Annotated in this window: 9 protein-coding genes, 1 pseudogene and 1 riboswitch; of the genes and pseudogenes, 8 read left to right on the top strand and 2 right to left on the bottom strand. The window is 63.5% G+C overall.

Annotated elements, in window-relative coordinates; genetic code table 11:
• The coding region (gene dnaE / locus EOA79_RS24695) for a DNA polymerase III subunit alpha (protein WP_128293382.1) at positions 1 to 2647 on the bottom strand (2647 nt) is incomplete at its 3' end.
• A gap of 116 nt (positions 2648 to 2763) precedes the next feature.
• Positions 2764 to 4776 (bottom strand): acetyl/propionyl/methylcrotonyl-CoA carboxylase subunit alpha, encoded by a 2013-nt coding sequence (locus EOA79_RS24690; RefSeq protein WP_127335282.1) that lies wholly within the window; start codon positions 4774 to 4776, stop codon positions 2764 to 2766.
• 266 nt (positions 4777 to 5042) lie between these two features.
• Here EOA79_RS24690 and EOA79_RS24685 point away from each other — a divergent pair, with 266 nt between their 5' ends.
• The 8 genes and pseudogenes from EOA79_RS24685 to EOA79_RS24655 all read left to right on the top strand — a co-directional run.
• Positions 5043 to 6170, top strand: coding sequence for an S-(hydroxymethyl)glutathione dehydrogenase/class III alcohol dehydrogenase (locus tag EOA79_RS24685; protein ID WP_095826105.1), 1128 nt, complete (start codon positions 5043 to 5045; stop codon positions 6168 to 6170).
• A gap of 67 nt (positions 6171 to 6237) precedes the next feature.
• Positions 6238 to 6807, top strand: coding sequence for an S-(hydroxymethyl)glutathione synthase (gfa, locus tag EOA79_RS24680; protein WP_067000227.1), 570 nt, complete (start codon positions 6238 to 6240; stop codon positions 6805 to 6807).
• Between the two features lie 62 nt (positions 6808 to 6869).
• Positions 6870 to 7337: a YaiI/YqxD family protein gene (locus EOA79_RS24675; RefSeq protein WP_095802182.1), complete on the top strand. Its 468-nt coding sequence runs from the start codon at positions 6870 to 6872 to the stop codon at positions 7335 to 7337.
• A gap of 24 nt (positions 7338 to 7361) precedes the next feature.
• Positions 7362 to 8039 carry a DUF1345 domain-containing protein gene (locus EOA79_RS24670; RefSeq protein WP_067000220.1) on the top strand — a complete coding sequence of 226 codons (678 nt, stop codon included), beginning with the start codon at positions 7362 to 7364 and terminating at the stop codon, positions 8037 to 8039.
• A 103-nt stretch (positions 8040 to 8142) separates the two neighbouring features.
• Positions 8143 to 9024 (top strand): cytochrome b/b6 domain-containing protein, encoded by an 882-nt coding sequence (locus EOA79_RS24665; protein ID WP_095826106.1) that lies wholly within the window; start codon positions 8143 to 8145, stop codon positions 9022 to 9024.
• 1 nt (position 9025) lies between these two features.
• Positions 9026 to 9817 (top strand): molybdopterin-binding protein, encoded by a 792-nt coding sequence (locus EOA79_RS24660; RefSeq protein WP_095802180.1) that lies wholly within the window; start codon positions 9026 to 9028, stop codon positions 9815 to 9817.
• The gene (locus tag EOA79_RS34150) at positions 9817 to 9945 is read left to right on the top strand and encodes a hypothetical protein (RefSeq protein ID WP_259979720.1); all 129 of its coding nucleotides are present in this window, start codon (positions 9817 to 9819) and stop codon (positions 9943 to 9945) included. The genes EOA79_RS24660 and EOA79_RS34150 overlap by 1 nt, the downstream gene beginning before the upstream one ends.
• Positions 9946 to 10084: 139 nt before the next feature.
• A riboswitch (glycine riboswitch) is annotated at positions 10085 to 10171 on the top strand.
• Positions 10172 to 10320: 149 nt separating this feature from the next.
• A pseudogene (locus EOA79_RS24655) lies at positions 10321 to 10590 on the top strand (glycine cleavage system aminomethyltransferase T); the annotation flags it as partial.

Here is a 10590-nt window from a genome sequence, read left to right as displayed (position 1 = left end):
GCCTCTCACCGCGCTTCTCGACGATGTGCTCGACCGCGGCGTCGCCGACGCCTTTGAGCGCCGCCAGCGAGTAGAAGATCTTGTTCTCGCCGACCTCGAAGGGTCGGAAGCTGGTCATCACCGACGGCGCCACCACCTCGATGCCGAGGCGCAGCGCGTCCTGGCGGAAATCCGCCAGTTTGTCGGTGTTGCTCATGTCGAGCGTCATCGACGCCGCCAGGAACTCGACCGGATAGTGCGCCTTGAGGTAGGCGGTCTGGTAGGAAACGACCGCATAAGCCGCGGCGTGCGACTTGTTGAAGCCGTAGTCGGCGAATTTCGCCAGCAGATCGAAGATGAAATCGGCCTGCGCCTTGCCGACGCCGCGCTCGACGGCGCCGGTGACGAAGCGCTCGCGCTGCTTGTCCATCTCGGCGCGGATCTTCTTGCCCATGGCGCGGCGCAAGAGATCGGCTTCGCCGAGCGAATAGCCGGCCAGCTCCTGCGCGATCTGCATCACCTGTTCCTGGTAAACGATGACGCCTTGAGTTTCCTTCACAAGGTGGTCGATCTTGGGGTGGATCGAGGCCATCTCCTCCTCGCCATGCTTTCTGGCGTTGTAGGTCGGGATGTTCTCCATCGGGCCTGGGCGATAGAGCGCGACCAGCGCGATGATGTCCTCGATGCAGTCCGGCCGCATGCCGATCAGCGCCTTGCGCATGCCCGCGCTTTCAACCTGGAACACCCCGACCACCTCGCCGCGCGACAGCATGGCATAAGTCTCGGGGTCGTCGAGCGGGATGCGGGCAAGATCGATATCCACACCGCGCCGCCGGATCAGCTTCACCGCCGTTTCCAGCACCGTCAGCGTCTTCAGGCCGAGGAAGTCGAATTTCACCAGCCCGGCCTGCTCGACATATTTCATGTTGAACTGGGTGACCGGCATGTCCGAGCGCGGATCGCGGTACATCGGCACCAATTCCGACAACGGCCGGTCGCCGATGACGATGCCGGCGGCATGCGTCGAGGCATGGCGGTAGAGGCCCTCGAGCTTCTGCGCGGTGTCGAGCAGCGTCTGCACGATCGGCTCCTTTTCTGCCTCCTCGGCGAAGCGCGGCTCGTTGGCGATAGCGTCCGCCAGCTTGACCGGGTTAGCCGGGTTCTGCGGCACCATCTTGGAGAGCTTGTCGACCTGGCCATACGGCATCTGCAGGACGCGGCCGACGTCGCGCAGCACCGCACGCGCCTGCAGCGTTCCGAAGGTGATGATCTGCCCGACCTGGTCGCGGCCGTATTTCTGCTGGACGTAGCGGATGACCTCCTCGCGCCGGTCCTGGCAAAAGTCGATGTCGAAGTCCGGCATCGAGACGCGGTCCGGGTTGAGGAAGCGCTCGAACAGCAGCGAGAAGCGCAGCGGGTCGATGTCGGTGATGGTGGTCGAATAGGCGACAAGCGAGCCGGCGCCCGAACCGCGCCCCGGTCCGACCGGGATGCCTTGCGCCTTCGCCCATTTGATGAAGTCGGCAACGATCAGGAAGTAGCCGGGGAACTTCATCTTCTCGATGATGCCGAGCTCGAATTCGAGCCGCTCGCGATATTGCTCGACCGTGTAGCCGGGCGTCGGTCCGTGCGCGGCAAGCCGCGCCTCCAGGCCCTCGCGCGCCTGGCGCGCGAGCTCGGCGGCTTCCGCCTTCTCGGCGGCGTCCTTGTCGGCGGAGTCGGCGCCGGTGAAACGCGGCAGGATCGGGCTGCGGTTCTTCGGATAATAGGAGCAACGCATGGCGATCTCGACCGTGTTGTCGATCGCTTCCGGCAGGTCGGAGAACAGCCGCGCCATCTCGGCCTGGCCGCGCAGAAAATTGTCAGGCGAAAGCCGCCGGCGATTGTCTGCGGCCACCACCGAGCCTTCGGCGATCGCAATCAGCGCGTCATGCGCCTCATAGTCTTCACGCTTGGAGAAGAAGGCCTCGTTTGTGGCGACCAGCGGCAGTTCGTGGGTATAGGCAAGGTCGAGCGTCGACTTTTCGACCATGCGGTCATAGCCGGCGACCCGTTCCAGCTCGACATAGAGACGGTCGCCGAAAAGCTCTTTGAGGAACAGCAGCCGCTGTTCGGCAAGGTCGCGGCGGTCCGCCTTCAGCGCGCTGCCGATCGGGCCACGCGGGCCGCCGGTCAGGCATAGCAGGCCATCGCAATGGCTCTCCAGCATGGCGCTCGTCATGTGCACCGGCTCGCCGGGCGGCGTTTCCAGATAAACCTTGCTGATCAGCCGGACCAGATTGGCATAGCCGGCCTCGCTGGCGGCGATCAGCACGATCGGCGATATCTCGGGACCGTGCCGGCGGCGGTCGCGTTGGGCGTCGCTCGTTTCGCCGGAAAAGACCAGGTCAACCTGGCAGCCGATGATCGGCTGGATGCCGTCCTTGACCGCTTTCTGGGCGAATTCGAGCGCGCCGAACAGATTGTTGGTGTCGGTCACTGCGATCGCCGGCGCTTCATCCTTGACCGCGTGGCCGACGATGGCGCCGAGCTGCAGGGCGCCCTCGAGCAGCGAATAGGCTGAATGCACGCGCAGATGGATGAACCTCCGTGCAGGCGTCTCCGGCTGCGTGGCCTTCACGACAGCTTCGCGCTGCAAAGGGTCGCGTGGAAGTCGTTCATCCGCCATGTTTTTTCGCGCTATCTCAAGGACTCATCCGTGCAGATGTATTGTCCCGGACGCCGCGATGCCAGTCCAGTACAATCGACCGCGAACCACGAGGTTGCGGCCTATGTCGCCCTGGGTCAGGCGAACTCCATGATCACAGCGTCGACCGCCAGGCTGTCGCCCGGTTTGGCGTTTAGCTTCGCCACGGTGAGGTCGCGCTCCGCGCGCAGCACGTTCTCCATCTTCATCGCCTCGACCACGGCCAGCGTCTCGCCGGCCTTGACGTCTTGGCCCTCGGCGACGGCGATCGACACCACCAGTCCTGGCATCGGGCAAAGCAGCATTTTCGAGGTATCCGGCGGCAGCTTTTCCGGCATCAGCCTTTCCAGCTCCGCCGTCCGCGGCAGCATGGCTTGAGCCGTCACCGACATGCCCTTCCAGGCGATACAAAGGCCGTTCAGCACTGGCCGGACCTGCGCCGCGATCCGGTTGCCGCCGACCGTGCCGCGCCAGATCGCGTCGCCCGGCCGCCAGTCGGAGGCGACCGTCAGCGGCTCGCTGCCATTGATCGACAGATCGATCTCCATCGGGATGGAGACCATGCCGTCCAGGATGCCGGCGCAAAGATAGTCCGCGCCGATCTTCACCACCCAGTCGCGCTTGAGATGGCCCGAATGCGGTGCCAACCGGCCGCTGAGCCGGTCGAGCCGGTCCCGTCGCAGCAGTTCGATCGCGGTGGCGATCGCGGCGAACACCGCCCTCTCCTCGCCGTCCGGTTCGACCGGCGCGAAACCGTCCGGATACTCCTCGGCGATGAAGCCGGTGGAAAGCCGCCCCTCGCGCCAACGCGGGTGCTGCATCAGCGCAGCGAGGAACGGAATGTTGTGCTCTATGCCGTCGACGACAAAACCGTCCAGCGCTTCGGACATGGCATCGATAGCCTCGAGCCGCGTCGGCGCCCAGGTGCAGAGCTTTGCCACCATCGGATCGTAGAACATCGATATCTCGGCCCCTTCGGCGACGCCGGTGTCGTTGCGGATCACCACATCGCCGAATGTGCCCTCTTGCGGCGGCCGGTAGCGCGTCAGCCGGCCGATCGAGGGCAGGAAATTGCGAAACGGGTCCTCGGCATAGAGACGGCTTTCCACCGCCCAGCCGTTCAGCTTCACCTCGCTTTGCCTGATGCCGAGCTTTTCGCCGGCGGCGATGCGGATCATCTGCTCGACCAGATCGATGCCGGTGACGAGCTCCGTCACCGGATGCTCGACCTGCAATCGCGTGTTCATTTCAAGGAAATAGAAGTTCCTGTCCTTGTCGACGATGAACTCGACCGTGCCGGCGCTCTGGTAATCGACGGCTTTCGCCAACGCCACAGCCTGCTCGCCCATGGCCTTGCGCGTCTTGGCGTCGAGGAACGGCGACGGCGCTTCCTCGACCACCTTCTGGTTGCGGCGCTGGATCGAGCATTCGCGCTCACCCAGATAGAGCGCATTGCCATGCGCGTCGGCCAGCACCTGGATCTCGATATGGCGCGGGTCAACGACGAATTTCTCGATGAAGACGCGGTAATCGCCGAAGGAGCTTTTCGCTTCCGAACGCGCGCGCTCGAAGCCGTCGCGCACTTCCGCGCTGCTCCAGGCGATGCGCATGCCCTTGCCGCCGCCGCCGGCCGAGGCCTTGATCATCACCGGATAGCCGATCTTGCCGGCAATCCTTTCGGCGTGGTCGGCATTTTCGATGACGCCCAGCCAGCCGGGCACGGTCGAAACCTTGGCCTGGCTGGCGAACTTCTTCGATTCGATCTTGTCGCCCATTGCGCGGATCGCCTCGGGCTTCGGTCCGATGAAGATGATGCCTTCCTTTTCCAGCGCTTCGCAGAAAGAGGCGCGTTCCGACAGGAAGCCATAACCCGGATGCACCGCTTCGGCGCCGGTTTCCTTGCAGGCGGCGATGATCTTCTCAGGCACTAGATAGCTCTGCGTGGCCGGCGACGGGCCGATATGCACAGCCTCGTCGGCCATTTCGACATGCACGGCGTCGCGATCGGCATCCGAATAAACCGCGACCGTGGCGATCCCCATCTTGCGCGCCGTCTTGATCACGCGGCAGGCGATCTCGCCGCGATTGGCGATCAGGATCTTCTTGAACATTCGGATGTCGTTCCTCCGGCGAAGCCATCCAGTTCTATGGACAATCCCGACGCGCCTCAAGTGTCTGCAGCCCCTGCCCTTCGGCGCTCGATGCTTTTGCAGAAGCGGCGTCGAAAAACGTCGCAACAGACGTTGGCCGCCACCTTCGAACCCGGTAAGGTGGTGGCGAGCGCAAGAAAATGGCAGGCGGTATTCGCCTCGCCGGGCAGGCTCGGCGGCCTGCCATAAAGCTGAGACTTTTAAGATTGCCCTGGGAGGAATGCCTCATGAAAACGCGTGCCGCAGTTGCCGTTGGTGCCGGAAAGCCGCTGGAGATCATGGAGGTGGATCTTGAGGGGCCGCGCGAGGGCGAGGTGCTGATCGAGGTCAAGGCGACCGGCATCTGCCACACCGACGAGTTCACGCTCTCGGGCGCCGATCCGGAAGGCATCTTTCCGGCGATCCTCGGCCATGAAGGCGCCGGCATCGTCGTCGATGTCGGCAAGGGCGTCACCTCGGTCAGGAAGGGCGACCATGTCATCCCGCTCTACACGCCCGAATGCCGGCAGTGCCCGTCCTGTCTCTCGCGCAAGACCAATCTGTGCACCGCCATCCGCGCCACGCAGGGCCAAGGCCTGATGCCCGACGGCACCTCGCGCTTTTCGGTCGGCGGCGAGAAGCTGTTCCACTATATGGGCTGCTCGACCTTCTCCAACTTCACCGTGCTGCCGGAGATCGCGGTCGCCAAGGTCAATCCCGACGCCCCCTTCGACAAGATCTGCTATATCGGCTGCGGCGTGACCACCGGCATCGGCGCCGTCATCAACACGGCCAAGGTCGAGCAGGGCGCCACCGCGGTCGTCTTCGGCCTCGGCGGCATTGGCCTCAACGTCATCCAGGGCCTTCGCCTGGCCGGCGCCGACATGATCATCGGCGTCGACTTGAACAACGACAAGAAGGCCTGGGGCGAGAAGTTCGGCATGACGCATTTCGTCAATCCGCAGGAGATCGACGGCGACATCGTGCCTTACCTGGTCAAACTGACCAAGCGCGGCGCCGACCAGATCGGCGGCGCCGACTACACCTTCGACTGCACCGGCAACACCAAGGTGATGCGCCAGGCGCTCGAGGCCTCGCATCGCGGCTGGGGCAAGTCGGTCATCATTGGCGTTGCCGGCGCCGGCCAGGAGATTGCGACGCGGCCCTTCCAACTGGTCACCGGCCGGACCTGGATGGGCACCGCCTTTGGCGGCGCGCGCGGCCGCACCGACGTGCCGAAGATCGTCGACTGGTACATGGAAGGCAAGATCCAGATCGACCCGATGATCACTCATACGCTGACGCTCGACGACATCAACAAGGGTTTTGATCTCATGCATGAGGGCAAGTCGATCCGCAGCGTCGTGGTTTATTGAAGCAATGCCGCATCGGTCGCGGGCTGGAGCCCGCGACCTTTGCGGCTCAACATGGGAGGAAGGACGAATGGCGGAAAAACTGCATCCGAAGATCGACAACGGGCTGCCGAAGGAAAGTGCTGCCTTTTCCGGCGGCACGCTGGTCTGTCTCTGCACCAGCAACCCGGTGAAGGTGAAGGTCAAGGGCCAGATCGCCCACAACCATGCCTGCGGCTGCACCAAATGCTGGAAGCCGGAAGGCGCGGTGTTCTCGGTCGTCGCCGTTGCCGGCACCGGCGACGTCACTGTGGCCGAGAATGGCGACAAGCTGAAGGTGGTCGACCCGGCAGCGCTGATCCAGCGCCATGCCTGCACCAGCTGCGGCGTGCACATGTACGGCCCGGTCGAGCGCGACCATCCCTTCAAGGGTCTGTCCTTCATCCATCCCGAGCGTTTCGAGGAGGACGGCTGGTCGCCGCCCGGCTTTGCCGCCTTTGTCTCCTCCATCATCGAAGCCGGCGTCGACCCGAGCCGCATGGACGGCATCCGCGGCCAGCTGAAGTCGATCGGGCTCGAACCCTATGACTGCCTCAACCCCGCCCTGATGGACTACATCGCCACCTGGACGGCGAAGAAGTCGGGAGCCTTGGCGGCCTGACGATTGCGGGATTTCTGGTAAAGGGCCGGCCAACGCCGGCCCTTTGCACATTTGGAGAGACGATGCCCGCACCCATCATCTACGTCGACGCCGATGCCTGCCCGGTGAAAGCCGAGGTCGAGAAGGTCGCGGAACGTCACGGCATTGCCGTTACCTATGTTTCTAATGGCGGCCTGCGCCCGTCGCGCGATCCGATGATCCGCAATGTCGTCGTCTCCAAGGGCGCGGATGCCGCGGACGACTGGATCGTCGAGAACGCCAAACCCAACGATGTCGTGGTGACGGCCGATATCCCGCTTGCCGCGCGCGCGGTGGCGCTCGGCGCGCATGTGCTGGGACCTACGGGCCGTCCCTTCACGCCCGAGACCATCGGCATGGCGGTGGCGATGCGGGATTTGAAGCAGCATCTGCGCGAGACCGGCGAAAGCCGCGGCTTCAACGCCGCCTTCACGGCGAAGGACAGGTCAAACTTTCTCGGCGAGCTCGACCGCATCTTGCGGCGGGCGCTCAAATCCGCCACACCCGGCTGACTCGAAGCCCTTTGAGAACCGGCCATGGGCGACGACATATCCCTCAACACGCCGATCCACCGGCACGTGCAGTTCGCTTTGGCTGCGGCCATCGGCATTGTCGCGCTGCTTCTCGCCCTGATGCTGGGGGCGCCGCTGCCCTACTCCATCGGCGCCAACCTCTTCTTCGCCGCTTACACTCTTCTGGTGCTGGTCGCGATGCCGAGGCTCACCGTCCGTTACCTGAGCAAGAACGCGCGTGCCACGGACCTGCCGGTGCTGCTGATTTTTGCGGTCACGCTCCTGGTCGTCGGCCTCGCCATCGGCTCGCTGTTTCAACTCATCAACCAAAAGGCTGCCGCGCATCCGCTGGAGGTTCTGTTCGCGATGCTGTCGATCCCGCTTGGCTGGTTCACAATCCATGCGATGGCCGCGCTGCATTATGCGCATGTCTACTGGATGGACGGCGACGAGATCGACGAGAAAACCAGGAAGAAGAATCCGGTCGGCGGCCTCGATTTTCCCGGCGGCAAACGCCCGGAAGGCTGGGATTTCCTGTATTTCGCGACCGTCATCGGCATGACTGCGCAAACCGCCGACACTGGGATAACGACCTCGCGCATGCGCCAGGTCGTGCTCGTCCATTCGATCCTGAGCTTTTTCTTCAACACGGTGATCGTCGCCGCCGCGGTCAATCTCGCGGTCAGCCTGGGCAGTCCATAATAAATCCGTGATCGGATGAAACAACGCTTGGGCCGGAGACGTATTGGGAGGAGAACAAGGCTCTGAGAGGCCGCAGAAGATGCAGCCGGGAGGACACCTAGATATGGAGACCGTCGCCAGAAGCGAACCCTCCACCGAGGTAGAAGCATCCACGCCGAAGGACCCGACGCTGATTTACCGGCAATCGGGCTGGACGCGCCTGACCCATTGGCTCTGGGCGTTCTCGCTGTTCTTCATGCTGCTTTCGGGCCTGCAGATCTTCAACGCGCGCCCGCAACTCTACATCGGCAAGGAATCGGGCTTCCAATACAACAATACGATCCTCGAGATCGGCGCCGAAAACACAGACGGCGGACCGCGCGGCTTTACCAAAATCTTCGGGCATCGCTTCGACACCACCGGCGTGCTCGGCTGGTCCGGCCCTCCCGGACAGGAAACGCCGCGCGCCTTTCCGTCCTGGGCGACGATCCCGTCCTACTACGACCTCGGCACGGCCCGCGTCGTGCATTTCTTCTTCGCCTGGGTGCTGAGCGCAACACTGCTCATTTGGCTGGTCGCGAGCCTGATCAGCGGCCATATCCGTCGCGATCTTGCCCCTCGCCTGGATGACTTGCGCAAGCTGCCGCGCGACATCCTCGACCATGCGAGGCTGAAATTCCACTACGCGCGCGAATACAACACGCTGCAGAAAATGGCCTATGGCGGCGTGCTCTTCGTGCTGTTGCCGCTGATGATCATCACCGGGCTTGCGATGTCGCCGAGCATGAATTCGGTGCTTCCCTGGCTCAATGAAATCCTGGGCGGTCGGCAGACGGCTCGCACCATCCACTTCATTGTCATGGTGCTGCTCGTGCTCTTCTTCGTCGTCCATATGCTGATGATCGTGGCGGCCGGCCCGATCAACGAGCTGCGCTCGATCATCACCGGCTGGTACCGCACCGACCCGCCCGTAAAGCACGACCAGGCCACCGAGAGGAGCGCCTGACATGGCAAAATTCCAGATTAGCCGCCGGAAGTTCTTAACCTCCGCCAGCCTCGGTCTGTCAGGCATCGCGCTGTCCGGCTGCGATGCCTTCGACAGCGGTCTGGGCGTCGGCAGCGGGCTGCGCAGCTTCCTCGAAAGCGCCAACGGGCTGACATACCGCGCACAGCGCCTGCTCGCCGGCCGGGACGCGCTGGCACCGGAATTCAGTGAGGCCGACATCCGCCAGCCCCAGCGGCCGAACGGCGTCACCGCGCCTGACGACGACACCTATAAGGGTCTGCTCGCCAACAATTTCGCCGACTGGCGCCTGGAGGTGACCGGCCTCGTCGAAAAACCGCTGTCGCTCACCCGCGAGCAGTTGCAGAACATGCCGAGCCGCACCCAGATCACCCGCCACGACTGCGTTGAAGGCTGGAGCTGCATCGCCAAATGGACCGGCACGCCTTTGTCGCTGGTGCTCGATCAGGCCATCGTCAAGCCGCAGGCGCGCTACGTCATGTTCCATTGCCTCGACACGATCGACCAAAGCCTGTCTGGCGACATCAAATATTACGGCAGCATCGACCTGATCGATGCCCGCCATCCGCAAACGATCCTGGCCTACGGCTTGAACGGCAAGCCGCTGCCGGTCGAGAACGGCGCGCCGCTGCGGGTACGGGTCGAGCGCCAGCTCGGCTACAAGATGCCGAAATATCTCTACAAGATCGAGCTGGTCGACGGCTTCGCCAATGTCGGCGGCGGTCGCGGCGGCTATTGGGAAGACAATGGCTACGACTGGTATGCCGGTATTTGATGGCGCTTCGCCTGCAGGCCGAGCACGATCTTGCGTCAGCCGAGTTCAACGCGATTGAGAAAAGCCTCACGGCGACAATCGGCCATTCCAACATCATCCTTTGCAAGACGATGGCCTCGGGCGACTAGGCCGCCTTGCTGGGCCGCCGTTCAGACCGGATCGGGTGTTGTCATCGGCGTCGGCTGCCGAGAGATATGTCGCTGGGAGGTGACAAGGTGTCGCCGACGGGCTATGGATGGCGCGTCGAGGGCTCAGGTGACTGAGTCCTACCTGTTTGCGGGAGAGAACAGCGCAAGCTGTCGCCGAAGGGGAAATCGCCCGAAATCTCTCAGGCAAAAGAACCGTGGACGGGAAAGACAACTCTGGAAAGTCGGGAATCTTCCCGCGCCGAAGGTGTAAGCGCTGCCGACAGAGTTACGGGGCGCGAGTCTCTCAGGCTTCAGACAGAGGGGCACGGACTAGACCGCTAATGGCGGTCGATTGCGTGCGACTCTGGAGAAGACATGACCGGCGAAGACACCAAACATCTACCCCTCGAGGATTTGCATAGCGCCGCGGGCGCGCGTTTCGGCGCTTTTGCCGGCTGGTCGATGCCGCTGACCTATCCGGCCGGCGTGATGAAGGAGCACCTCCACACGCGCGAGCATGCCGGCCTGTTCGACATCTCGCATATGAAGCTGTTCGAGGTCGGCGGCCCGGGCGCCGCCGACCTACTCAACCGCGCCTGCCCGCTCGACGCCGGCGCGATGGAAATCGCCCAATCCAAATACACC

This window comes from Mesorhizobium sp. M1A.F.Ca.IN.020.03.2.1 (genome assembly GCF_004023205.1).
Classification (GTDB): Bacteria; Pseudomonadota; Alphaproteobacteria; order Rhizobiales; family Rhizobiaceae; genus Mesorhizobium.
The sequence above is the reverse complement of the archived record's forward strand: the minus strand, read 5'-3'. Positions and strand labels throughout refer to the sequence as shown.